The sequence below is a fragment of the Paenarthrobacter sp. YJN-D genome (assembly GCF_015040335.1).
Lineage (GTDB): Bacteria > Actinomycetota > Actinomycetes > Actinomycetales > Micrococcaceae > Arthrobacter > Arthrobacter nicotinovorans.
In genome coordinates, this window is record NZ_CP053549.1 from 2,793,782 (window position 1) to 2,818,182 (window position 24,401).

23 protein-coding genes are annotated in these 24,401 nt (G+C 62.6%); 11 read left to right on the forward strand and 12 right to left on the reverse strand.

Features of this window, described 5'->3' with window-relative positions; all coding sequences use genetic code 11:
* The first annotated feature begins 71 nt into the window (after positions 1 to 71).
* Positions 72 to 308 carry a helix-turn-helix domain-containing protein gene (locus tag HMI60_RS12935; protein ID WP_018776433.1) on the forward strand — a complete coding sequence of 79 codons (237 nt, stop codon included), beginning with the start codon at positions 72 to 74 and terminating at the stop codon, positions 306 to 308.
* Here HMI60_RS12935 and HMI60_RS12940 read toward each other — a convergent pair.
* Positions 305 to 877 carry a hypothetical protein gene (locus HMI60_RS12940; protein ID WP_055971976.1) on the reverse strand — a complete coding sequence of 191 codons (573 nt, stop codon included), beginning with the start codon at positions 875 to 877 and terminating at the stop codon, positions 305 to 307. The genes HMI60_RS12935 and HMI60_RS12940 overlap by 4 nt on opposite strands.
* Positions 878 to 1,030: 153 nt before the next feature.
* On the opposite strand from HMI60_RS12940, the gene HMI60_RS12945 reads away from it, so the two are divergent.
* On the forward strand, positions 1,031 to 1,783 hold the full coding sequence (locus tag HMI60_RS12945; RefSeq protein ID WP_039242125.1) for a LysM peptidoglycan-binding domain-containing protein: 753 nt from the start codon (positions 1,031 to 1,033) through the stop codon (positions 1,781 to 1,783).
* A gap of 258 nt (positions 1,784 to 2,041) precedes the next feature.
* Positions 2,042 to 2,365 carry an Rv3235 family protein gene (locus HMI60_RS12950; RefSeq protein WP_229778545.1) on the forward strand — a complete coding sequence of 108 codons (324 nt, stop codon included), beginning with the start codon at positions 2,042 to 2,044 and terminating at the stop codon, positions 2,363 to 2,365.
* A gap of 121 nt (positions 2,366 to 2,486) precedes the next feature.
* On the opposite strand, the gene secA is transcribed toward HMI60_RS12950, so the two are convergent.
* From secA to HMI60_RS21060, 4 genes are all read right to left on the reverse strand, one after another.
* The gene (gene secA / locus HMI60_RS12955) at positions 2,487 to 5,228 is read right to left on the reverse strand and encodes a preprotein translocase subunit SecA (protein WP_018776437.1); all 2,742 of its coding nucleotides are present in this window, start codon (positions 5,226 to 5,228) and stop codon (positions 2,487 to 2,489) included.
* A gap of 42 nt (positions 5,229 to 5,270) precedes the next feature.
* A complete protein-coding gene (locus tag HMI60_RS12960) occupies positions 5,271 to 6,560 on the reverse strand; it encodes a winged helix-turn-helix domain-containing protein (protein ID WP_018776438.1) in 1,290 nt (429 codons plus the stop codon).
* A 26-nt stretch (positions 6,561 to 6,586) separates the two neighbouring features.
* Complete coding sequence (gene hpf / locus HMI60_RS12965) at positions 6,587 to 7,315, reverse strand: ribosome hibernation-promoting factor, HPF/YfiA family (RefSeq protein WP_018776439.1); 729 nt, start codon at positions 7,313 to 7,315, stop codon at positions 6,587 to 6,589.
* Between the two features lie 189 nt (positions 7,316 to 7,504).
* Positions 7,505 to 7,669, reverse strand: a complete 165-nt coding sequence (locus HMI60_RS21060) for a phosphoribosyltransferase family protein (RefSeq protein ID WP_229778546.1) — start codon at positions 7,667 to 7,669, stop codon at positions 7,505 to 7,507.
* Positions 7,670 to 7,933: 264 nt separating this feature from the next.
* Here HMI60_RS21060 and HMI60_RS21065 point away from each other — a divergent pair, with 264 nt between their 5' ends.
* Complete coding sequence (locus HMI60_RS21065) at positions 7,934 to 8,455, forward strand: hypothetical protein (protein ID WP_227453741.1); 522 nt, start codon at positions 7,934 to 7,936, stop codon at positions 8,453 to 8,455.
* 83 nt (positions 8,456 to 8,538) lie between these two features.
* On the opposite strand, the gene HMI60_RS12975 is transcribed toward HMI60_RS21065, so the two are convergent.
* The 3 genes from HMI60_RS12975 to mtrA are packed head-to-tail and all read right to left on the reverse strand — an operon-like array spanning position 8,539 to position 12,858.
* Complete coding sequence (locus HMI60_RS12975; protein ID WP_018776441.1) at positions 8,539 to 10,257, reverse strand: LpqB family beta-propeller domain-containing protein; 1,719 nt, start codon at positions 10,255 to 10,257, stop codon at positions 8,539 to 8,541.
* The gene (gene mtrB, locus HMI60_RS12980) at positions 10,254 to 12,212 is read right to left on the reverse strand and encodes an MtrAB system histidine kinase MtrB (protein ID WP_026266943.1); all 1,959 of its coding nucleotides are present in this window, start codon (positions 12,210 to 12,212) and stop codon (positions 10,254 to 10,256) included. The genes HMI60_RS12975 and mtrB overlap by 4 nt, the downstream gene beginning before the upstream one ends.
* On the reverse strand, positions 12,184 to 12,858 hold the full coding sequence (gene mtrA, locus HMI60_RS12985; RefSeq protein WP_018776443.1) for an MtrAB system response regulator MtrA: 675 nt from the start codon (positions 12,856 to 12,858) through the stop codon (positions 12,184 to 12,186). The genes mtrB and mtrA overlap by 29 nt, the downstream gene beginning before the upstream one ends.
* Positions 12,859 to 13,388: 530 nt before the next feature.
* Here mtrA and HMI60_RS12990 point away from each other — a divergent pair.
* The 6 genes from HMI60_RS12990 to HMI60_RS13015 are packed head-to-tail and all read left to right on the forward strand — an operon-like array spanning position 13,389 to position 19,435.
* Positions 13,389 to 14,369 carry a glycerophosphoryl diester phosphodiesterase membrane domain-containing protein gene (locus tag HMI60_RS12990; protein ID WP_193589768.1) on the forward strand — a complete coding sequence of 327 codons (981 nt, stop codon included), beginning with the start codon at positions 13,389 to 13,391 and terminating at the stop codon, positions 14,367 to 14,369.
* Between the two features lie 50 nt (positions 14,370 to 14,419).
* Complete coding sequence (locus HMI60_RS12995; protein ID WP_179128288.1) at positions 14,420 to 15,058, forward strand: DUF4129 domain-containing protein; 639 nt, start codon at positions 14,420 to 14,422, stop codon at positions 15,056 to 15,058.
* Positions 15,055 to 16,254, forward strand: coding sequence for a DUF4350 domain-containing protein (locus tag HMI60_RS13000; protein ID WP_193589769.1), 1,200 nt, complete (start codon positions 15,055 to 15,057; stop codon positions 16,252 to 16,254). Before HMI60_RS12995 ends, HMI60_RS13000 begins: the two co-directional genes overlap by 4 nt.
* On the forward strand, positions 16,251 to 17,369 hold the full coding sequence (locus HMI60_RS13005) for a MoxR family ATPase (RefSeq protein WP_039242139.1): 1,119 nt from the start codon (positions 16,251 to 16,253) through the stop codon (positions 17,367 to 17,369). The genes HMI60_RS13000 and HMI60_RS13005 overlap by 4 nt, the downstream gene beginning before the upstream one ends.
* 29 nt (positions 17,370 to 17,398) lie before the next feature.
* Positions 17,399 to 18,691, forward strand: a complete 1,293-nt coding sequence (locus HMI60_RS13010) for a DUF58 domain-containing protein (protein ID WP_193589770.1) — start codon at positions 17,399 to 17,401, stop codon at positions 18,689 to 18,691.
* Between the two features lie 24 nt (positions 18,692 to 18,715).
* Positions 18,716 to 19,435 (forward strand): DUF4166 domain-containing protein, encoded by a 720-nt coding sequence (locus HMI60_RS13015; RefSeq protein WP_193589771.1) that lies wholly within the window; start codon positions 18,716 to 18,718, stop codon positions 19,433 to 19,435.
* Here HMI60_RS13015 and HMI60_RS13020 read toward each other — a convergent pair.
* Positions 19,432 to 20,466: a hypothetical protein gene (locus HMI60_RS13020; protein ID WP_018776450.1), complete on the reverse strand. Its 1,035-nt coding sequence runs from the start codon at positions 20,464 to 20,466 to the stop codon at positions 19,432 to 19,434. The two genes, HMI60_RS13015 and HMI60_RS13020, sit on opposite strands and share 4 nt — an antisense overlap.
* A 3-nt stretch (positions 20,467 to 20,469) precedes the next feature.
* A complete protein-coding gene (locus tag HMI60_RS13025) occupies positions 20,470 to 20,859 on the reverse strand; it encodes a chorismate mutase (protein WP_018776451.1) in 390 nt (129 codons plus the stop codon).
* 92 nt (positions 20,860 to 20,951) lie between these two features.
* On the opposite strand from HMI60_RS13025, the gene HMI60_RS13030 reads away from it, so the two are divergent.
* Entirely contained in the window at positions 20,952 to 21,608 is a 657-nt protein-coding gene (locus tag HMI60_RS13030; protein WP_193589772.1) for an NADPH-dependent F420 reductase, read from the forward strand.
* 71 nt (positions 21,609 to 21,679) lie between these two features.
* Here the strand turns inward: HMI60_RS13030 and HMI60_RS13035 are convergent, their stop codons facing one another.
* A complete protein-coding gene (locus HMI60_RS13035) occupies positions 21,680 to 23,386 on the reverse strand; it encodes an ABC transporter ATP-binding protein (protein ID WP_018776453.1) in 1,707 nt (568 codons plus the stop codon).
* The gene (locus HMI60_RS13040; RefSeq protein WP_035733098.1) at positions 23,383 to 24,399 is read right to left on the reverse strand and encodes an ABC transporter permease; all 1,017 of its coding nucleotides are present in this window, start codon (positions 24,397 to 24,399) and stop codon (positions 23,383 to 23,385) included. The genes HMI60_RS13035 and HMI60_RS13040 overlap by 4 nt, the downstream gene beginning before the upstream one ends.
* Between the last annotated feature and the right edge of the window lie 2 nt (positions 24,400 to 24,401).

Below are 24,401 nucleotides of genomic sequence, written 5' to 3' on the forward strand. Positions count from 1 at the left end.
CCAGTGGCCGCAAATGGGCCGAAACTGTGGATAACTACACCAAACGACAGTGTGAGTGGCAAAATGGAGCCATGCCCCGATTCCTGACATTGGCCGATGTCGCCGAACAGCTCCAGATAAATTCCCCCCAGGCGTACGCCCTCGTCCGCAGCGGGGAGCTCAAAGCAATCCAAGTGGGAGGGCGCGGACAATGGCGTATCGAAGAGACGATGCTCGAGCAGTACATTCAAGACCGATACGCCGAAGCCAGCCGAATGATAGAAGAGGCCAAATCCAAGTCAGGCCAGCCTGGCAGCCGGAGCGCCTAGAGCTCCTGGCCGCTGGCTGAGCTGAGCGCCACGAGCGACCCGAAGGGGACAGTGACAACACTGGCCACATTGCCGGGGCGCCGGACTTCACCGTCTTGCACCACAGCGACATCAAAGTGATCCCGCCCCACCCTGTCGATGACACCCCTCAACTCGAGGCCCCCGTTGGCCAACGCGCCTAAATGCACAATCACCGACGCCCGGTTCCTGGCCAACGCCCTCAGCGCTGTGGCCATACCCAGCGGAGATTGGAGCCGCGGAGAGGCCTTCTGCGCATACCGGCCCAGTCCCTGATAACTGAGGACCGAAGGGAAGGGAACCAGCCATTGCCGGACGCCCTCGGTCAGGACCAACCACTCACCTCCAACGTGGGTAACCACCCCGAGGAGCGTCGCGCCGCCGGAGAGGACCACTTTGACCTTCGCGGCACCCAGGGCACGTAACCGATCAGTGAGTTGGATCGTCGCCAGCTCCACCCTGGCCCGTTCAGTGATCTCCGTTTCCCTCTCCAAGGCCCGTTCAGCCAAAAATTGTGCTTCCAAATCGTTGAAGAGAGAGTCCCATCTCATGTCGTCAGACTAGGCTGCATTACGGAGCCAACGCCAATCCCTGCCCGTCAAGGCAGACCCACGATTGGACAGGCATGAAAAAGTGTGCCAAAAATGGACTTCAGATTGATCAAACTGCATCAAATTGCATCAAACGAAGCTTGGGGGCTTTGAATGGCACGAACCTTGCGGAGAGACACCGGGCTTGCTGTGGCGATCCTTGGGCTGGGACTCCTTCTGGCGCTGGCAGGCAACATCCTCGTCGGCCAATGGCAGACTTCCCAACGACATCATCAGAGCCTTTCCTTTGATGTGTTGGCAGGATTTGCTGCAAGCGCCGCGGGAACAGCGATAGTTGCCTGGTGGGTGCTTTCCCTAGTGATGGCATTTCTCGCCGCCCTCCTCCACCGGGTGGGCGCCGGCAACAGAGCCACTGCCCTCTCCAGGTTCAGTCCCCCGTTCATGGTCAGGCTTGCGATAGCCGTACTGGGCATGAACCTCCTTGGCGGTGGCTTGGCTCAGGCAGACGTCCAACCAACGCCGGAGTGGATTCCGACTTCCACGCACGGCCGCACAGTCCTCACGGAGCCGTCCCCTGCAGCCACGAACGGAGTTGACAGCAGCAACACAACGTCCACCGCGCCCGATCCGGGCTGGCGGCCCCGGCCACCCGTGGTTGTTCCAGGGCTACTCAGCCAGCCAGGATCCCGCGATGCAGCAGCCGCACCCGGGAGCGTGAGCGGTGTGGAGGTAAAAGCCGGGGACACACTCTGGTCCATAGCCGCCTCGAGGCTGGCACCGTTTTCGACTGACGTGGATGTTGCCGCCGCATGGCCGAAGTGGTACGCCGCGAACCGCTCTGTCATCGGTGACAACCCCGCCGTACTGCTTCCAGGCCAAATCCTTCAACCTCCCGAACCCGCATAGCAGCGGCAACGTCACACCCGGACTCAATGAAACAGCCGCCTACTCAGGGGCGGCAGCAAGCCTCACAGCAAACCCCAGCGTCATCCCAGCAGAAGCCACCCGAGCATAAGCGTTCCCCGCGCTTTGGCTCATGTAGTGAATGCCAGAGGTATGACCTTGTCCGTTGCAACCGCAAACCGGCCCCCAATCCGCCAAGGCACCCAACGTGCCAGCGCCTCGTCCGGCTCGACAAAAGGGGCCGACACAGACATCCGGTTGGTGGCGCGCAGTATTGCCCAGGCCGCCCTTGAGGTTCTTGCAGGCACGCGTCCGCTTGTGCAGTTGTCGCGCTCGCTGGACCCGGAATGCTATTTGGCCCTCCAACATCGCGCGGCTCTGACCCGCAAACATGCAGCGCGCAGCAAGGGAAGTCCACAACCGCACCTCAGCCCGATGGTCCGTTCGGTTCGCGCTTGTTCCATCAGTGAATCAATTTGCGAAGCCAGCATCGTCGTCGCTGAAGAGGGCCGTTGCCGTGCGGTTGCCATGCGACTCGAACGGACCGACGGGTTGTGGCAGGTTACTGCGCTGGAGATCGGCTGAGTCCATGGGAGTCCGGGCCGGGGTCCACAAGTCCGGATAAGTCCGGATAAGGCTAAGGGGCGATCCCCGGACCGGTATGTCCGTGGGATCGCCCCCTTGTTGTTCCTAACGCTTATTGTTCCTAGCGGCGCTTCTTCTTCGCCGGTTTGCGCTGTTCTTGGCTTGCTGCCTTGGCAGGGTTCCCTGACCGGCCCGACGCACGTCCTTCGATCCGCGTCTGCGTAGCGCCATCTTCACCGGGTGCGGTGTACTGCAATTGGGCCGGTTTCTCCGGTGCCTGCAGGCCAGCGGCCCGGATCTGGGGATCGTGATGTTCTGTGTGTCCCCCGGCTGCCGAATCATCCGCCACTACGACATCCTCGGCCGGCGTCACTTCCACCTCAAGGTTGTACAGGAAACCGATGCTCTCCTCGCGGATGGCCTCCATCATGCTCTGGAACATCACGAAGCCTTCGCGCTGGTATTCCACCAGCGGATCACGCTGCGCCATTGCTCGGAGCCCGATTCCCTCCTTGAGGTAGTCCATCTCGTAAAGGTGTTCCTGCCATTTACGCCCAAGAACCGACAGTACAACGCGGCGTTCCAGTTCCCGCATGCTCTCGGAACCGATGGCTTCTTCGCGTGCCTGATAGACGAGGCGCGCATCGGAGAGGATCTCTTCGCGCAGGAAATCAGCCGTAATCCTCGACTTGCCGCCGGCTTCCTCAATGACTTCTTCAGGGGTTACCGTCGCCGGGTACAGGGTCTTCAGGTTCGTCCACAGCTGGTTGAAGTCCCAGTCGTCGCCATTGCCTTCGGCCGTTGCTGCATCAATGAGGGAGTTGATGGTGTCCTCAAGGAAGTACTGGACCTTTTCGTGCAGGTCATCGCCCTCAAGGATCCGACGGCGGTCGCCGTAGATTGCTTCACGCTGGCGGTTGAGGACGTCGTCGTATTTCAGGACGTTCTTGCGCTGTTCCGCGTTGCGGGCTTCCACCTGGCCCTGGGCCGAGGCGATGGCACGTGAGACAAGCTTTGACTCGAGTGCGACGTCGTCAGGTACCGAGCTGTTCATGAGCCGCTCAGCTGCCCCCGAATTGAACAGCCGCATGAGGTCGTCCGTGAGGGAGAGATAGAAACGGGATTCACCGGGGTCGCCCTGGCGTCCGGAACGGCCGCGCAACTGGTTGTCGATCCGGCGGGATTCATGTCGTTCCGTACCCAGGACGTAAAGCCCACCCAGGTTCAGCACTTCTTCGTGTTCGTCCTTGACGGCCTGCTTCGCTGCGGCGAGGGCCTCGGGCCAGGCGGCCTCGTACTCTTCGGAATTCTCCTCCGGGTCCAGTCCGCGCTTGGCGAGCTCGGCAATGGCGGTGAATTCGGCGTTGCCGCCCAGCATGATGTCGGTGCCACGGCCGGCCATGTTGGTTGCGACCGTAACTGCACCCTTGCGACCGGCCTGGGCAACGATGGATGCTTCCCGGGCGTGGTTCTTTGCGTTCAGGACTTCGTGGCGGATGCCTTCCTTGGCCAGCAGCTTGGAAAGGTATTCGCTCTTCTCAACACTCGTGGTACCGACCAGCACAGGCTGGCCGTTCTCGTGGCGCTCGGCGATATCCGCAACGACGGCGTCGAACTTTACAACCTCGTTCTTGTAGACGAGGTCCGACTGGTCGATGCGCTGCATGTCACGGTTGGTGGGAATGGGAACCACGCCGAGCTTGTACGTGCTCATGAATTCGGCGGCTTCAGTCTCTGCCGTACCGGTCATGCCGGAGAGCTTTGAGTACATGCGGAAGTAGTTCTGCAACGTCACTGTGGCGAGGGTCTGGTTCTCAGCCTTGATCTCGACGTTTTCCTTGGCCTCAATGGCCTGGTGCATACCTTCGTTGTAGCGCCGTCCGGCCAGGATACGGCCGGTGTGCTCGTCAACAATCAGGACCTCGCCGTCGAGGATGACGTAATCCTTGTCCCGCTTGAAAAGTTCCTTGGCCTTGATGGCGTTGTTCAGGAAGCCGATGAGCGGCGTGTTGGCCGATTCGTAAAGGTTTTGGATCCCGAGGTAGTCCTCCACCTTTTCAATACCGGCTTCGAGGACTCCGACGGTTCGCTTCTTCTCGTCGACTTCATAGTCGACGTCGGGCTGGAGCCGAAGGACAACCTTGGCAAATTCGCTGTACCAGCGGTTCGTGTCGCCTTGGGCCGGACCGGAAATGATGAGCGGTGTACGTGCCTCGTCGATGAGGATCGAGTCGACTTCATCCACAATCGCGAAGTTGTGTCCGCGCTGAACCAGCTCGCTGGCGTCCCAGGCCATGTTGTCCCGGAGGTAGTCGAAGCCGAATTCGTTGTTGGTGCCGTAGGTGATGTCCGCTGCGTACTGCTCCCTGCGGACCGTTGGATCCTGGTTGGAGAGGATGCAACCGCTGGTGAGGCCAAGGAAGCGGTAGACGCGGCCCATGAGCTCGGACTGGTATTCAGCCAGGTAGTCATTGACCGTCACCACGTGCACGCCCTTGCCGGTCAGCGCATTCAAGTAAGCCGGCGCCGTAGCGACGAGGGTCTTGCCTTCACCGGTCTTCATTTCAGCGATGTTGCCCAGGTGAAGTGCTGCGCCGCCCATGAGCTGGACGTCGAAGTGGCGCATGCCCAGGGTTCGGGACGAGGCTTCACGCACAGCAGCGAAGGCTTCCGGCAGCAACGCGTCCAGCGTCTCCCCATCCTGGTACCGGGACCGAAGAACGTCCGTTTCGGCACGAAGTTCGGCATCCGTGAAGGACTTGAAAGAGTCTTCCAGGGCATTGATGGAATCGGCATAGTTCCGCAGTTGCTTGAGGGTCTTTTTGTCACCCGTGCGGAGAAGTTTTTCGATTAGTGATGCCACGTGAAAGTGCTCCCAGTCTCATGCTGCCGAATTCTGGCTGTTTCAGTCTACGGGAGAGACCAAGGCAGCGTGGCCGGGTTCACCTCTGAGCGGACTGGCGTTTCGGGGTTCGGCATAGGGAGGCGCCGGAGGTCCTGTGACCGCGTCCGCCAGGTCACCGGCGAGATCCCCTACCGGCCACACCACCACTTCCTGCAGTCCGAGCCAGGTCGCCATGAGCCCAAGTTCAGCAGCGAGCTCGACGGCGGTATCCGCCGGCGCGTCCGGCTCACGGAACGCCGAGCGAACCAGCAGCTGACCTGATGCACGGTCTGCCTTCAGGTCAACCCTGGCTGCGAGGCCCTCCCTGAGCAGGAAGGGCAGCACGTAATAGCCGAACCGGCGCTTCGCGGCAGGGGTGTAGATCTCGATCCGGTAGTGGAATCCAAACAGTTCCTCAAGACGCCGCCGTTCGAAGACAAGGGAGTCAAAGGGACTCAGCAGCGCCCGCCCTTCGGCCTTCCGTGGAAGCCTGGCATTGACGTGCTTGAAAGTCTCCCGTTCCCATCCCCGGACCGTCACTGGCTCCAGCACGCCCGCGCCCACCAGCCTTCGGACTGATTCCGCCCCCGCTTTGAGCGGCGTCCGGAAGTAGTCGGAAAAGCACCTTACGGTTCCTATGCCGTGGGCCTGGGCTGCTGCCTCAATAAGGCGGTCTAGGGCTTCCTCAGCATCCACGGCAGCCGTGGGATAGGTGGAGACCACCCGGGAGGTGGGGGTGTATTTGCGCTCAAACTGGGGAGTCCGCGAAGCGGCTGAAACGCGCCCTTCTTCAAAAAGGTGCTCCAGGACCCTTTTGACGATGTTCCAGTTCCAGCCCCAGTTATCGCGATCGGCCGCGGGAGTGTGTCCGAGTTTTGCGGTGAGTTCCGACGCCGTCATGGGCGGCCCACTGCCCAGAGCCGCCAGAATCCGGTCTTCCATGTCCCGACGAATACCCGGATCCAGGCGATGCGCCCCCACCCACGCGCGCTTTTGCCACAGAAGCAGGTCCGCAAAATGCTCGGGTCGTATGAAGCTTGCCTCGTGCGCCCAGTACTCCATCATTTTCCGCGGCTTGCGGGACGAGAGGTTGAAAAGAATGTTGGTGTCGTAGTCTCCCAGCCGCGAGAAGAACGGAAGGTAGTGGCTGCGCGCGAGGACATTGACAGAATCGATCTGGACAAGCTGCAGTTGGGCAAAGGTCCGGCCCACTGCCCGTGAAGTCACGGGGCCAGCGGGCCGGACCTTTGCCAATCCTTGAGCTGCCAATGCGATCCGCCGCGCCTGTGAGAGGCTCAGCGAAGCGGTCATTGGTATCCCTTCGTCAGATGCAGGCCTTACTTGGCGGTGGCTGCTTGGTCATCGGACCGATACGCGAGGATTTTCTCCTCGACGGCATCTTCGCCGGGTTCGCAGGTGGAATCGAGGGTAATCACACCGTAGGTCCAGCCACTGCGCCGATAGACAACCGATGGAGCGTTGGTTTCCTTATCCAGGAAGAGGTAGAAGTTGTGCCCCACCAGTTCCATGTTGTCCACCGCATCATCCAGGGTCAGGGATGCCGCAGGGAACACCTTCCGGCGGATCAAAACAGGCGAGTCGCCGGCGGGGATGTCGTTCTCGATGTCATAAGGAGAATGCTCCACTGTTTCCGCAGCAGCCTCCTGGTGGTTGCTGGCCTCCACGTAGAGAGGCTCGTTGGCACTCGCGGGTTCAAGAGTTGCCGTAGCTTCCCGCACGGCCTTGGGCGTGTGCCGGCCGTGGTGCACCTTTTTCCGGTCCTTCGCACGACGAAGCCTCTCAAGCAGCTTGTTGTACGCCAGATCGAAGGCAGCGAATTTGTCAGCGGCTGTGGCCTCTGCACGGATGACGGGGCCACGGCCCAGGACTGTCACTTCGACGGTGAGCTCGCCCGGCGTCTGCCGGGGATTGGTTTCCTTGGAAACCTTGGCGTCAACTCGCTGGACCTTGTCCCCCAACGATTCAATCTTTGAGATTTTCTCGCCGGCGTATTCGCGAAAGCGGTCTGAAACTGTCAGATTTCGTCCGCTGATCATGAACTCCATGGTGCCCTCCAAATAACTCAGGTGACACGACAACGGCACTGTTGGGGGCTGATCTGACGGACAGTCGAGCCCCTTTCCGAGCCGCTATCGACAGGTACATCTTTTCTTGGTACCCACAATCGACGTTAGTTCATCGCAACGCGTTATTCATCCTTTGGCCACTTATTTTTTGATTGAGTCTTAACAGCTTCACAGGTGGTCGTGTGCGGGCGCGATTGAGGCGTAGGCTGGTGGCCTCGTGGCCGCCAACACGACTGCTCCGCAGACCACGCCTCCTGCGGCCTCCACCGCACGTGCTGCCTCGGCCAGAGTTGCCCCTGTCGTGAGGACGTCGTCCACAAGGATGCATCCCATTCCCTGGATCAGTCTGGTCCGTGTACGCCTGACGCGCATGGAACCCCTGACTTTGCGGGCCCTTTCTCCGCGCCCCAGCCCCTTCTGGCCTGAAACGGCGTCGCTGCCTTTACGACCCGGAATTGCATCCGCGATTCCTGGCAACAGGGCCTGAAGGGATCCCCGACCGTCCCTGCGGAAGGGTAAAAACCGCACCTTGGTCAACACATCACGGTGTGGGCATTGGGCCTGCGAGTGGCGCAACCGGAGTATGAGGAGCATCAAATGCAGTGGACTGAATCCACGCTTACGGTAGGCGCCGCCGCTGGTGGGAACGGGCACAAGGCAATAGCCGCTCTCATTGCCGACGGCAGCATCCACGGCCTTCCCAAGGCATCCTGCCAAAACACCCGCCAGACGCCACTGGCCGTAATGCTTGAACGAAAGCAGGCATTGTGCCAATTCGTCCCGGTAGGGTCCCGCAGCCACCACGCCCAGCCTCGCCCCGCCGTCGACAGTAACAAGGGCCGGCGATTGCAGCTCTGCCCGGAAGGGCTGACCACACAATTGGCGCACACGCTTGGCGCAGCCTGCGCAAAGGACGGTATCTTCCGCACCGCAACAGACGCATTCGACCGGAACCACAATTGTCCGAAGGTCTTCCAGCGCGCCTTCCAAGGCCGCAATCAGCCGGGCAATCCGACTGTTGTCCCGTCCGCGGCGACGTGCCCTCCCCGGGTCGGGCGCCAGCAGGTCAGGGTCCGGTGCGGTACGGCTTCCTCCGCTGGACGGCCAACTGCCGGGTGAAAGGTTCATCGACCCAGTTTGTACCGGGGCCAGCGAAGGATGAAGATACGAAGCGTGCTATGTGGATACTCTGTCCGCAGGTCTCACCCTGGGAAAGCCGGCTCCGTGGGACCTTTGAGTTGCAGCTCCCAGCCGTTTCCGACCCGTTGGAAGATTCCGGCCTCGGATTGGCCGAAGATCTGCTCGGGACCATTGCCCGCGCTGATGCTGGTCAGGCCATCCCAGGGTGCGAGTTGTTGTGCTTCACCCGATGCGAGGGAGAGCAGCTCCGGAACCACTGTGGACGTGGCCGAAGCGGACATCACTGCCACGGTCGAAGCATTCACCCAGACTCCCTGGTCTGCCGCCCCGGTGGTGAGGAGCGTGATGGGAGCAGTGAGATCCTTGGGCACGCCATCGGGATTCCGGACGATGCCGGCGATCTGCACGGTGGATTTCCCGTTGGCCTCGGAAATGACCAGCGCCCTGGTTCCCTCCCGGGAAACCCTGAAGTCCTTCACGGTGCGACCGGAAAGCCATGACGGGGTTATGGTCACGTTGGGAATTGCCATACCGGGCGCGATGCCGGTGGGTTTGTAGGCCACCACTTCTGCCGCCCCGTTGGCCCCCGGACCCGCTGTCCACACCCAGTCCTGCGGACTGAAGGATGGCCCGGTGAGGGTACTTCTGGTAGTCAGCTGGCGGGCGGGCTGGCCGGGTTCGATCGAATAGAGGGTGGTCTTGTCCCCGTTGAGGAAGGCAGTTGTCTGGGATGCAGGTGATTCGGCAGGCGAATGCGGACCGAGTCCGGCGACCGACTGGATATCGGGGAGCGGCGTGATCCGGTTGTTTTCGTAACGAACCAGCTCGCCGTTGTTCACCGCGATCTGCCGGGCCGGAACGGTCTTGTCCACCACTGGTGGCAGGACCGTGCCATTGTCTTCCACACGGACCAGGTCCTGGTCTGCCCGCAATTGCACGTTGATGACATCCGGTTGGCTACGGAACGTTAGAGCCAACTGGTTCTGCATCCTTTGGCGGTCTTCGGCAGAAGCGTCGAACAACTCCTTGGCCGAGAGATCCACCTGCGCAGCACCTGAAACGACCGGAACGGATTCACGCGCGAGCTTCATTCCTGACGGGAAGGCACTGACAACTGCCCCCCGCAGATACGGCGCCGGACCGGCCAGCAAGGCACTGGTCATGGATTTGACCGTGTTCTTCTTGATGAACCACCGGTAATCGGGCACCGCATAGGTGAAGGTTGGGTCATAGAAGTAGATGGGGAACGCTCCGTAGATCACCTTGAACGTTTCCTCGGGAATCGCGGTTCCGTCCGGCACCTTGGAGATCCGCCACTGGCCCTCCACCTGTTCGAGCGTCAGCGGGATGGTCTCCTTGGTCCCGGGCGGGTATTGCGTCGCAACGCCGTCGGCGTCCACGGAGTAGGCGAGGTCGAGCACGTAAAGGTACTCGTTTTCCCCGGAGGACTTGACCACTTCTGCCTCGCGGAAAACGATCGCCCGCTTATCCGGCTTCCACGTAACCGACTGGGCCTGCGTCAAGTACTGGCGGGCCACAGGATAGTCATCCTCATAGCCGCTGCCGGCCATGTAGAAGTCCTCGATGATCGCTTCGGGACTTGATCCCTCACGGGGCGCAGCGGGGAAAAACACCGGTGCGTTGGGATTTCCAGCGCCTTCGTCCTTGCTCTTGCCAACCGGGCCCGAACGCGGAATCTGTGCACAGGATGAGAGCAGCAGCATGATGACAGCCAACAGCGCGAGGATTACCCCGCGGCGCCGGCGTCCGGGCTGAGTCATGGCTTCTCCCCTGCTTCGTGATCCCGGGCGGCCGGCTCTTCGCTGTCCGATGAGGATTCAGGCGCGGTGCTGGTGTTTTCAGTACCGATCACAAGTACTTGGCGCTCACTTGCGGAACCGGGGAAATCAATGTCTGCAGGCTCAAGCAGCAGCGGGGACTTGACGATCGAACCTCCCTGCCGGAGAGGCAGTGTCAACCGGAAGTTGGATCCGGAGCCCTTTTGGCCCCATGCCTGCAGCCACCCGTTGTGGAGTTTGGTGTCCTCGGCCGCGATTGAAAGGCCAAGGCCGCTGCCACCAGTGGTCCGGGCACGTGCTGGGTCCGCGCGCCAAAAACGATCGAATACCCGGGCGGCCTCAGCCTGGCTCATGCCTATGCCGTGGTCCCTGACGGACACGGCCACGGCGTCGTGGTTGGCCGCGACCGAAATATGGATCGGTTTGCCTTCGCCGTGTTCAAGCGCGTTCAGCAACAGGTTGCGGAGGATCCTTTCGATTCTCCGCGAATCCATCTCCACGATGATGTTCTTCTCCCGCGCGTTGAGGCGGACTTCCGAACCGTACTCTACGGCCACGGGAGCCGCGCCTTCCATCACATGGGCTACGACTTGGAAGATGTCCTGGGGTTCGGCGTCGAGAACAGCGGCACCAGCGTCGAAGCGGGAGATTTCCAGCAGGTCCGACAACAATGACTGGAAGCGCTCAACCTGGTAGTACAACAACTCGGCCGACCTCTTGTTCATGGGGTCGAAATCCTCACGGGCATCGAAGAGGACTTCGGCCGCCATCCGCACGGTGGTCAACGGAGTGCGCAATTCGTGGGACACATCGGAGACGAAGCGTTGCTGCATCTGCGACAAAGTAGCCAACTGGGTGATCTGTTCCTGAAGGCTTGCCGCCATGTGGTTGAAGGATGCGCCCAACCTGGCTACTTCGTCTTCGCCCTTCACAACCATGCGTTCCTGCAGCTGCCCTGCAGCCAGCTTCTCCGAGACGACGGCGGCATGGCTGACCGGACTGACGACGTTTCGCGTGACGTACCAGGCAATGGCACCGATCATCAGGACAAGGGCTGCACCTCCTGCCCACAGAACATTCTGGATCTCATCCAGGGTCTGTTGCGCGGTGTTGAGGTCGTAAATCAGGTAAAGCTCATAGACAGTGCCATTGAAGGTGACTTTGTTTCCAACGGCAATGCCGGGGCGGTCCTCATTGCCCACAGGGAATTGGGTAGGTGCCCAGAACTGTTGCTTGCCACCTTCTTGAACGGCCTTGCGGAGGTCGGGGGGTATTACCCGGATGGTCAGCTGGTCCGAAGCACGCGACTCGACCCACCGGTTGCGGGGTTTGGTCTGCTCCGGTGCCGCTTCGAAGACATACCTTCGCTGGATGACCGAGCCGCGGCCTTCGACTGCTGTCAACGTGTCGTAGACGAGGGTGATGACGCTCGACTGGTCGGTGACCTGTGCGCCGTCGAACGTGTCCTGGACTTGTTTGACGTTGTAGCGGGACTCCGATTCAGCCTGGGCCAGGCGTTCCTGGAAGAGGTTGTTGGCGATCTGGTTGGACAGGTAGGCGCCAACGATCGCGAAGGATGTAACGGCCAGCAGCAAGGTGGTGAGGACCGTGCGGAACTCCAGGGAACGCCGCCAGCGGCGGAGGATCGAACGCCACAGGAAGCGCAGCCCCGGTTTGATCTGGCGTACGCCGATGGAAACGAGGCGGGAAACCCGAAGGACCAGGATCAGCCCGCGACGCGTCCAGATCCGGGCACGCGAGAAGAACCACGGCAGGTTCCGGACCGGCCGCGGTGGTGATGGTTCCGGTGTGGACGGCAGAGCCGGGCTCCCGGTACCCACGCCTTCTGCGTCAGGACCTGATGATCCCTGGGCTTCTTCAGGCGTGCCGGTCTTCCCGACCGGAGACTCAGGAACCTGCTTTATATCCGACACCACGCACCGTCAAAACGACCTCGGGCGCTTCAGGATCGCGTTCAATCTTGGAGCGCAGACGCTGGACGTGGACGTTGACCAAACGCGTGTCAGCGGCATGCCGGTAGCCCCAGACCTGTTCCAGGAGCAATTCACGGGTAAAGACCTGCCACGGCTTCCGCGCCAAGGCAACCAGGAGGTCGAACTCGAGGGGAGTAAGCGAGATGCGGTCTCCCCCACGGGTCACCAAGTGACCGGCGACGTCGATGGTCACGTCCGCAATGCGCAAGGTCTCGGGGGCCTTCTGGTCGCCCGGACGCAGTCGCGCACGGACGCGGGCAACCAGTTCGGCGGGCTTGAAGGGCTTCGGAACGTAGTCGTCTGCACCGGATTCGAGTCCGCGGACTACATCCGAGGTGTCCGACTTGGCGGTGAGCATGACGATCGGAACATCCGATTCCCCACGGATTTGCCGGCATACCTCGATGCCGTCAGAGCCAGGCAGCATAAGGTCAAGCAGCACCAGGTCCGGCTTGGACGAACGAAACACGTCCAGTGCTTGGCCGCCATCTGCGCAGAACACCGGCTCGAAGCCATCATTCCGCAGGACGATGCCAATCATCTCTGCGAGTGCTTCGTCGTCGTCAACTACCAGAATGCGTGCCTTCATAGTTATATATTCCCTTATCACCAAGTCTTTGTCCTGTTGGGCGCCGTGCACGGCATGGCGCCCAAGGGGCAGTTCCACCGTACTGCACCGGGGCGCGGCACGCCCGCAAACACTGCTCGTGCGGCGGGCTATGAGGGACGACGGCGGGACTATAGGCTGGGTGCGAAGGTCCGCCTGGGGGACGTCGACTGTCGGCGGACCGGACCTCATGGGGAGGAAACGTGTCACAGCCAGACCACGGCCATCATTCGCCGACAGATGGCCAGCCGGCGTGGGGAAACCAGCCACCATACGGGATGCCGCCCGGTGGTCAAGTACCCGGTGGTCAAGTACCGGGCGGCCAGGTGCCCGGGGCACAGCCTGCGTGGGGTAACCAACCGCAGTGGGGCGGACCGCCGGCGTGGACGGCCCCCCAAAACCAGGCACAGAATTGGCAGGGCGCCCCTGGTCCTGCATGGCCACCGGGACCTCCGTATGGCCAGCCTCAGTACATAGCTCCTCCCAAACCGGGAGTCATCCCGCTGCGTCCGTTGCAGTTCGGCGAAATCCTGGACGGATCCTTCCAGACGATCCGTCGCAACGCTGCCTCCATGTTTGGCTCGGCGTTGCTCGTGCAGGCGCTGGGAGCAGTCTTCACCGGGGTTATCTCACTGGTGATGCTCCAAATGACGGTCTCCCTGGAATCAGTGGACTCCATGGCTGAATTCAATGAAGCCATGGGCCCGATTTTCGCCATTATGGCGGGAGCCCTCGGGGTCACGCTGCTGCTTGGATTCCTCGGGTCTGTCCTTCAGGGTGTTCTGGCAGTCCCTGTCGCCCGTTCCGTCCTCAACCGGCGGACGGGCTTCAAACAGATGTGGAAGCTTGCCGGGAAACGGATCCTTCCCTTGTTGGGCGTTGCCGGACTGTTGACCATCGGCGGAATACTGGCTTGGGCCGCCGTGGTGGGCATCGCAGTGCTCCTGTTGACCGCGATGGGCCCCGGTGCGCTGTTGATTGTCCTTCCCCTCGGCCTTGGCTCCATCGTCGTCTTTGTCTGGATCGCCCTGAAACTGATGCTTTCGCCGGCCGTCATCGTGGTGGAGCAAACGGGCGTCTACGACGGCCTCCTCCGGTCCTGGCAGCTGACCAAAAACAATTGGTGGCGGATATTCGGGATCACCCTGGTGGTGACCCTGATGCTGGGCATCATCGCCCAGGTTGTCCAGATCCCGGCATCCCTGGCTGCAGCATTCATCAGCGAAACCGTGGCACCCCATCCTGATGCTGAAACCACCACTTCCATGCTTGTCATCACCACTGTCATCACCGCCGCAATCCAAGCCCTCGTGGGATCGGTGACGTTCGCTTTCCAGTCCTCTGTCTCTGCGTTGATCTACATGGATCTCCGCATGCGGCGCGACGGCCTTGATGTTGAGTTGATGAGGATGCTGGAGACGGGCGCCAACCCTGACGGAGTGCCCGGCGGCCCCTCGGCTGCGCCGGGTCCTGTCGGCTGGCCCACGGTATGACGGCATCACCCGTAGCAGTGATTACTCCGTTGTTATCGATGGAACCACCTGTGACTCCGGAGCGCGACGAAGCCCGGCGCTGGGCCATCGAAGAACTTGGAAAACCCCAATATTCCGATGCCCGCCCCGGATGGCTGGACCAGCTATGGCGTGACTTCCTTGATTGGCTTTCATCGTTGGAGGGCGACGGAACAGGTCCGGGCACCAACTTCGCCCTGCCCGCGATTGTTGCCATCGCCGTGGTGCTCATCATCGTGGCGGTTTTCGTGGTCCGACCCCGGCTGAATGCCCGCCGCGCCAACCGTACCGATGACATTTATGGTGCCGACGCCACCGCCGACGCCGACGGTTACCGGAGACGGGCGTCAGCTGCTGCCAACGACGGCGACTGGGCGGCCGCCGTCGTCGATCAGTTCCGGGCTTTGGTGCGATCGGCGGAAGAGCGGGACATCATCGATGTCCGGGCCGGCAGGACCGCGGATGAAGCATCGGCGCAACTGGGGCAGGTCTTCAGCACGGTGCAACCGCGCCTGGGTGCAGCAGCCCTCCTGTTCGATGCCGTCCGCTACGGTGAGCAGGGTGCAACCCGCGCCGACTATGAGTCCACCCGCGGGCTGGATGCCGAATTGCTGACGATGAAGCCCGACTTTGACGGCGCCGTCCACACTGGATTCGCGGTGCCCCGATGACACTGACCGCCAAACAGCCCGCTCAGGATCATGAGGCAGGATCCCCTGTCCCCTCCCCCGGGCAGGCTTTCACCCAATGGTTCCGGAAACACCTGACGTGGATTGCGCTCGGCGCACTTCTGGTGGGTTTGGTGACGTATCTTGCCGTCACCAGCATGTCCGGCGGGACGGACTCCCGGGCGCTCTCCGCGCGGAACCCGGCCCCCGATGGGGCAATGGCCGCGGCGGAGATCCTGGGACGGCACGGAGTGGCCCTGACCACCACGGAATCATACGACGACACGGTGTCGGCGTTGTCGGATAAGGACCAGACCACGGTCTTTCTCTATGACCCCCGCGGGTACCTCGACCAATCCCGGATTCAGGACCTCGCGGCAGCCGCAGACCGCGTGGTGGTGGTCAAGCCAAGGCTGCGAACACTCAACGGGCTTGGTCCCGGATTCCGTCCCGGCGGTGTGATTCCCGAGGGCCAAACGGTCATCGAACCTGCCTGTACCGTGGAGGATGCCACGGTCTCGGGCCCGGTGTCAGCGCAGGGCTCCGTCTATGCGGGACCCGAGATGTGCTACTCCAGCCGCGGTGACGGGCCCGGTTTGTATGCAGCATCAACCGACGGCCGGTTGATAGTCCTGGGCAGCACGGACCTGGTGGACAATGAGCATCTTGCCACGCAGGGCAACGCCGCACTGGCGCTTCGTACACTGGGGAACAACCCCGACCTCATCTGGTATCTGCCCGGAGTCAAGGACATCTCCGCGACCGATACGGCTCCCACACTCAGCGAACTTGCACCCAAATGGTTGGCTTACGCAGGGCCTTGGCTGGGCATCGTGACTCTGCTGGCCATCGGCTGGCGTGGGCGGCGGCTTGGACCCCTTGTTTTCGAACCACTTCCCGTTGTGGTCAAGGCAGCCGAAACGGCCGAAGGAAGGGCACGGCTTTACCAGGATGCGCGGGCAGTGGAACGAGCGGCCGGGAACCTGCGAGCGGGCACCCTGACCCGCCTTGCCCGCCATTTCAACCTCGGAGCGGACGCAAGCACGGACGCCGTAGTGGACGCATCCGCCCGGCGGCTGGGGAGGCCGACCCCGGAAGTTCGGTCAGTCCTGGTCGACTTCAGGCCGGGAACCGAAGGACAACTGGTGCAGTGGGCACAAGAGCTTGAACGAATAGAACAGGAGGCCAGGAGCCGATGAGCAGCCAGCCGAACAGTTACACGGACTCAAACAGCCAGTACACGGGCGGGGCGATGCCACGACACGCCCCGATGACACAAGACGACGCCGCGCCGCAAGGCGATGCCTCGACACAGCACAACCAAGTGCCGGCCAGCGACGAAAGCCACCAGCGTCAGGTTGCCGGGGACCCGGCGCGCCAGTCGCTGCTGAATGTGCGTGATGAAGTCGGCAAGGCCGTCGTCGGGCAGGATCCCACTGTGACCGGGATGCTGATCGCTCTGCTCTGTGGCGGGCATGTCCTGTTGGAGGGTGTTCCAGGTGTGGCGAAAACGCTCCTGGTGCGGGCGTTGTCCACGGCTCTGAGCCTGGACACCAAGCGTGTTCAGTTCACCCCGGACTTGATGCCGGGCGACGTGACGGGCTCGCTTGTCTATGACTCCCATTCCTCGGAATTCACGTTCCGCGAGGGCCCTGTCTTCACCAACATCATGTTGGCCGACGAAATCAACCGGACGCCGCCCAAGACCCAAGCTTCATTGCTGGAAGCGATGGAAGAGCGGCAGGTGTCGGTTGATGGCGTCTCGCGTCCCCTCCCTGTCCCTTTCATCGTGGCGGCAACCCAGAACCCGGTGGAGTACGAAGGAACCTACCCCCTCCCGGAAGCTCAGCTTGACCGCTTCCTCCTCAAATTGACCATGCCGCTGCCCGGACGGGCGGAGGAGATCGAGGTCATTCGACGCCATGCCAATGGCTTTGACCCGAGGGATCTTGCTGCGGCCGGGGTACGGCCGGTGGCGGGAGCCTCGGACCTTTCATCGGCACAGGCTGCAGTTGCACAGGTTGCCGTTGCTCCGGAACTTCTGTCTTACATCGTCGACATTGTCCGCGCGACCAGGTCCGCTCCGTCCTTCCAACTGGGCGTCTCCCCCCGTGGTGCCACGGCACTGCTCAATACGGCCAAGGCGTGGGCCTGGCTGTCCGGCCGGACCTTCGTGACACCCGACGACGTCAAAGCTTTGTCACTTCCGTGCCTCCGGCACCGGGTGGGGCTCCGGCCCGAAGCCCAAATGGACGGTATCCAGGTGGACGACGTCCTGGGGAGCATTCTCGCCTCGGTTCCGGTGCCGCGGTGATCCGAGTCCGCTTGGCCGAGGGGGCCTGAATGGCCATCACCGGTCGCTTCGTAGTGCTGGCCCTGGCAGGGTTGGTGCCACTGGTGCTGTTCCCGTCCTGGCCGACGGTACTGCTGCTGTGCGTGGTCCTGGTAATGGCGCTTGTTCTGGATCTGCTTCTGGCAGCGTCCCCGGCAAAGCTTGTCCTGGAGCGTCTGCAACCCGGGAATGTCACATTGGCAGGCAGCGCGGAATCTGTGGTGTCGGTGACCAACGCCACCGGACGGAAACTGAACGCCGTCATCCGGGATGCGTGGCAGCCGTCCGCCGGAGCCACGAATCCCGTGCAACGCTTGTCCGTTCCTGCGGGCGAGCGTCGCCGGATGACTGTGACGTTGGTTCCCAGGAGACGCGGGGATCTGGAAAGCCCGCATGTGACCATCCGCTCGTTGGGGCCCTTGGGCTTGGCAGCCCGACAACGCACCCGGCCGCTCCCCGGGCAGTTGCGGGTGTTGCCGCCATTCCATTCAAAACGCCATCTTCCCTCCAAGCTCAGGAAGCTCCGTGAACTGGACGGCCGCGCAGCGGTGCAGATCCGCGGTGCCGGAACCGAGTTCGACTCGCTACGGGATTACGTCCGGGGCGATGACGTCCGGTCCATCGACTGGCGCGCCACCGCCCGCCGCACGTCCGTGGTGGTCAGGACCTGGCGCCCGGAACGCGACCGTCGCGTCGTCGTCGTGCTTGACACGTCCCGAACAGCGGCCGCCAGGATAGAGGACGAACCGCGGCTCGATACGGGAATCGAGGCAGCGCTGCTGCTTGCGGTGCTGGCCGAACGCGGCGGGGACCGCGTGGACTTCCTTGCGTATGACCGGAGGCTCCGCGCCAGGGTCGAGTCGGCATCCAAGGGGAACCTGCTGGGGCAACTCGTCCAGGCAATGGCGCCGTTGGAAGCAGAGCTGATCGAACTTGACTGGCAGCAGATCCCGGGGCAAGTACGCGCCGTGTCGGCGCACCGTTCGCTGGTGGTGCTTTTGACGGCGCTCGACGGCGGGGCCCCCGAAGAAGGACTGCTCCCCACCGTGGCGCAACTGTCCCGCCAGCACGTGGTGATTGTTGCTTCGGTTCGCGATCCCCTGCTTGCGGCGATGAAGGCCGAACGGACCACGGCCAGCCAGGTGTTCCGGGCCGCCGCTGCCGAACGCGCGCTTCTTGAGCGCGCGGCAGTCACTGCCCAATTGCGCCAGCTTGGCGCCGAAGTGGTGGATGCCGAACCGCTGGACGTGCCGCCTTTGCTCGCCGATACCTACATAAGGCTCAAAGCAGCCGGTCGTCTCTAGTTTCCAGATCCAGGAAGGACAGCCATGAACGCGCCAATTTACCAGCTTGCCCTCGGTGATGACTTCACCAGGTTGGCTCCGGAAGTGCAGGAGTACTTTTCCCTGGCGGCCGGCTCCGGATCGTATGGCATCGGGGAGGGTGTTTTTGACGTCGTCGGTTGCCGGCAGAGGTGGCTGCGGCCCCTGCTCGCCCTCACGGGGAGCGAGCAAGCGTTCTTCCCGGAGTACGGTGAGGGCATTCCTTTCCGCATCGAGAACCACGCACACGTTGACCCGTTCGGCCGTCCGGCCCTGACGGCCAGGCGGGAGATCTACTTCCCCACCGGCACGCGGCTGTTCCACGATACGACGAGCGCCGTCCTGCCGTCGGGACAGCAACCCAACGAACGGGCGCGCTTGGTGGACCATATTGGCCGGTATCGCCGCCTGGTCACGGACCTGGACGTCACGGTTACCGATGAAGGCCGCCTTCGCGGTATTTCCAGGGCGAGCCGGCTGTTCCTGGGACCGCTGCGCCTTCCCCTCCCAGCCGCGTTGGATGCGAAAGCCTATGCAGAACAGTGGTGGGATGAGGCCGAGGGCAAGCACCGCATCCAAGTCAAAGTGATCCAGCCGCAGATCGGCCTGGTGCTGGTGTACGCGGGTCGTTTCGACTACCGGCTCGCGCCCTATCTGCCGGGCGCCGTCCCGGGCACGGCCCTTCCGCGCTATGCCGAACCGGACCGTTGGGAGCCGCGGATCTAGCCCTGGGCCAGCTGGTCCAGGCCATCGGCAACCTTAGTCAGCTTCGTCAGCACGTCCTTGGCCGCCGACGGCGTAAAGTCCGCCAGCCCCGTGGAAGGTGTGACCCGGAGACCGGCAAGGCCGGACGCCTCCAGGCCGAGCTGGCGCCAAGGCTTCCAGATGCTCTCCACGACGTCGGAGGTCTTGGGTAGCAGGGCCCTGGGATCGCCGGTCGGCAACGCACCGGCCCATACCCGCTTCCCGCCCTCCACGGCACCGGCGAGCTGCTCCCATTGGCGTGTAGTCAGCGCCCTCAACGGCACCGCCACGCCGTCGGCACCCGCGGCGAGTATCCGATCAATGGGTGCTTCGATTTCCGGGACGGAAATGACGGTCTCGACGACGCCCGCAGCTTTGAGTGCGTCGATCACCAACCGCCACGCGCCAGTGACTTCCTCGCCGTCGATGGATCTCAGCGTTCGGTAACCGCTCGCCGTCGGGATGGTCCCGGCCATGACTGAAGCGATCTCCGGTTCGTCCACCTGGACCACCAGGCGGGCGCCAGGTACGGCCGCGGAGAGTTTGCGGAGGTGTTCCGCTACGCCCGCCGCCAAAGAATCCGCAATGTCCCGCCTGGCGCCGTAGTCCAGCAGCGCGCGTTCGCCGTTGTGCAGGTGAAGGCTGGCGGCCAGGCTCAACGGGCCCATCAGCTGGATCTTGAGTTCAGTCGCTGAGACGTCCTCGGCACCGGCCACGTCGGCCAGAATGTTGATGTCCGTTGCCAGGGCCGAGCTCGCGCGCCGTTCATCCTTGCCGGGCCTGTCCACCAAACGCCATCCATGCGGCTGGACGTCGATGTCCAGGTCCACGAGCAGTGAACCCGTCCGGCCGACGGCATCGGAACCGACCCCGCGGGCCGGCAGTTCGGGCAGGAAAGGAAGATGCGGGTCCCCCAGCTCCCCGCGGATGATCCGGATGGCCTCGGCGGGATCGTTGCCCGGCCACGGCCCCAGGGCAGTCGCGCTTGCACGCAGGTCAGTCACAGAGGACATGGATCAGGCCTGCTGGCTGGAAATCTGGTGATCCTCGGCGATGGCCTCGTGGTGGCGGATCACTTCGCTGATGATGAAGTTCAGGAATTTCTCGGCGAAGGCAGGATCAAGGTGGGCGTCCTCGGCAAGACGGCGGAGCCGGGCTATCTGGGCAGCTTCACGGCCCGGGTCCCCGGCCGGCAGCTTGTGGGTTGCCTTCAGCACTCCCACCTTCTGCGTCGCCTTGAATCGCTCCGCGAGCAGGAAGACCAAGGTTGCGTCGATGTTGTCGATGCTGGACCGGATGGACAGCAGTTCGTCCATGACGGAGCGGTCAACGTGGCCGGCCAGGGAGCTCGCGGCCGGGTTGAAGGAATCGTCGTCATGGGGAAGGGCATTGTTCTGCTCGGTCATGCATCCAAGTCTATGGTGCGGGACGCAGTGTTTTCCGCGTATGAAGCGGAGCACAATGGCACCATCACTGCAGTTTCGGCAAAGGAGCTTTCATGGAAATCGCGGTTCTGGGCACGGGGATGGTGGGCCATGCATTGGCTGGCAAGCTGGTGGAGCTGGGCCATGAAGTAACCATGGGGTCCCGGGAATCAGGCAACCCCAAGGGCATGCAGTGGGCGGAACAGGCGGGAGCCCGGGGGCATGCGGGCTCGTTTGCGGAAGCGTGTTCCCGGTCCGGCCTGATCATCAATGCCACGCCGGGAACAGTCAGCCTGGCCGTCCTTGCCGAGGCGGGTGCGGACAACCTCAACGGAAAGGTCCTTCTGGACGTGTCGAACCCGCTGGATGGCTCCAAAGGCTTTCCGCCCCCTCTGACGGTTTGCAACACGGACAGCATCGCCGAGACCATCCAACGGAGCTACCCGAAGGCCCGTGTGGTCAAGTCGCTCAATACGGTCAGTGCACCGGTGATGGTGGATCCGGGCCGTCTTCCCGGTCCCCATGACATGTTCATTGCGGGCAACGACCTGGACGCCAAGTCCACCGTTTCTGCTTTGCTGCAGGAATTTGCGTGGGAACCCGGGCACATCCGGGACCTGGGTGGACTGGACGCGGCACGGGGCATGGAAATGTGGTTGCCGCTGTGGCTGCGGATCTTCATGCAGCAGCCGCAAGGGAAGATGTTCAACATCGCCATCGTCTCCGAGTAGCTGCCCAGCCACAGCCCGGAAAGGCGCGCCCCGCACCGCAGGACGCGCCTTTCTGCACTCGGCTCCGGGAGTCAGCCGCCCAGCAGTGCCCGGTGCGCTTCCCGCCGTCGTGCTTGTTCTTCGGGGTCCGGCACCGGCAAGGAGGCGATCAGACGCTTGGTGTACTCATGCTGCGGTGAGCCCATCACGTGGTTTCCGATCCCCTGCTCCACCAGCTGTCCCTTGTAGAGGACACCCACCCAGTGGGACAGCATGTCCACCACTGCGAGGTCGTGGCTGATGAAGAGGGCAGCAAATCCGAACTGTTCCTGGATGTCCTTGAACAGGTCCAGTACCTTGGCCTGCACCGACACATCCAGCGCGGACGTCGGTTCGTCGGCGATCAGCAGCCGGGGGTTCAGCGCCAGGGATCGTGCCAGGGAGGCGCGCTGGCGTTGTCCGCCGGAGAGCTCGTGCGGGTACCGCTGGGCGTACGACGCCGGCAACTGGACTGACTCGAGCAACTCGCCGACCTTTTTCCGCGCCTCAGCCGCACCTGGCTTGGTGTGGATCATCAGCGGCTCGGCGACGCACTCACCGATGGTGAGGTGCGGGTTGAAAGACGCTGCAGGATCCTGGAATACAAAGCCGATCTCCTTGCGCAGCGGCCGGAAAGTCCGCTCCTTGAAGTCCAGCATTTCGTAACCCAGCACCTTCAGGCTGCCGCCCGTTGTCCGGTTCAGGCCGGCGATGGCCCGTCCGATGGTGGACTTGCCTGAACCCGACTCCCCTACCAGGCCGAAGACCTCGTTCTCCGAAACAGTGAAACTGACATTGTCCACCGCTTTGAACCCATGCCTGCCGAAACGGCCCGGGTATTCAATGGTGAGGTTCTTTGCCTCCACCAGGACTTTTCCGTCCTGGTGAAGCCTGCTGCGGGCTCCTTCGGAGGCCGAATGGCGGCCCAGGTGAGGCACTGCGGCGAGGAGTTTGCGGGTGTACTCCTGGCGGGGCTCGGCGAAGAGGACTTTGGAGGGGGCCTCCTCCACCACATCGCCCTGGTACATGACGACCACCCTGTCTGCCAGGTCGGCCACGACGCCCATGTTGTGGGTAATGAGCACAATGGACGTCCCGTAGTTGTCCCGCAGATCCCGGAGCAGTTGAAGGATCTCGGCTTGTACGGTGACGTCGAGCGCGGTGGTGGGCTCATCGGCAACGATCAGCCCCGGATCCAAGGCGAGCGCGGCAGCGATGACCACGCGTTGCTTCTGTCCTCCGGAGAACTGGTGGGGGTAGTAGTTGACCCGGGTTTCGGGGTCGGGGATGCCCACTTTGCGCAGTGCCTCGGTGGCTCTCAGTTTCGCTTCCTTGGCCGAGATGCGCCTGCCGTCGGATGCATGCGCCCGGATGCCTTCGGCAATTTGCCAGCCGACGGTGAAGACCGGGTTCAAGGCAGTGGAAGGTTCCTGGAACACCATCGCCACGTCGCGGCCACGGATCTTGCGCAGCGCGGACTTGCTGACACTGATGACGTTGTTGCCGTTGATCAGAACTGCGCCCGAGCTGATGGCTGTTTCCGGAAGCAGGCCAAGAATGGTCTTGGCTGTCACGGTTTTTCCGGAGCCGGACTCCCCCACGATCGCGACAACTTCGCCGGGGTTCACCTCCAGGCTGACGTTCTTGACTGCGTGGACGTCTCCGCCGTCGGTGGCAAAGGTGACTTGCAGCCGGTCAATGGTCAGTACTGGCTGGCCTGTGGGTGCCTGGTCCGAAACCTGGCCAAGGTTGGTGGTCATGGTTTACCTGCCTCTGCCGGTGTGGACGGCGTTCCTGGTGCGGATGGCGTTCCTGGTGTGGAGGTGGCACCCCCGGCACGTTTGCGTCCCCGGATACGGGGGTCGTTGAGGTCGTTGATGCTCTCGCCCACGAGTGTGAGGCCCAGGACAGTGAGCACGATCGCGATGCCGGGGAAGACACCTGTCCACCAGATACCGGAGGAGGTGTCTGCCAGTGCCTTATTGAGGTCGAATCCCCATTCCGCCGCGGAGGTGGGCTCGATGCCGAAGCCCAGGAAGCCCAGGCCCGCCAACGTGAGGATCGCTTCGGAGGCGTTGAGGGTGAACATGAGCGGCAGGGTCCGGGTGGCGTTCTTGAAAATGTGGCGCCCGATGATGCGCATGCTGGAGGCGCCAAGGACCTTGGCCGACTCAACGAACGGTTCGGCCTTGAGCCTGATGGTTTCGGCGCGGATCACCCGGAAGTACTGGGGAACGAACACCACAGTGATGGAGAACGCGCAGGAGAAGATACCGCCCCAGAAGCTGGACTGGCCACGGCTGATGACGATGGAAATGACGATTGCCAGAAGCAGGGTGGGGAAGGCATAGATGGCGTCGGCCACCACAACCAGTATCCGGTCCAGCCACCCGCCGAAGTAACCGCTAAGCAGTCCAAGGGCGACGCCGAGGAACAGTGACATGGCAACGGAGACAATAATGACCGTTACAGCGGTCTGCGATCCCCAAACGACACGCGACAAGACGTCGTAGCCGCCAACAGTGGTTCCCAGCAGGTGCTTGCCGCCCGGCGCTTGCTGGGTGGGGAAGGAACCAGATGCATCGCTGAGCTGGGAGTAGCCGTATGGCGCCAGCAGCGGCGCGAAGATGCTTGTGAGGATGAACAGCCCGCTGAGGACGACGCCCACAACGAGCATGCCGCGTTGGAGCCCGACGCTCTTTTTGAGATGCGAGATGACCGGGAGCCGGGAGAAAAGCGGCTGCCTGGGCGGGGTGAGTGTGGGGGTGCTCATGG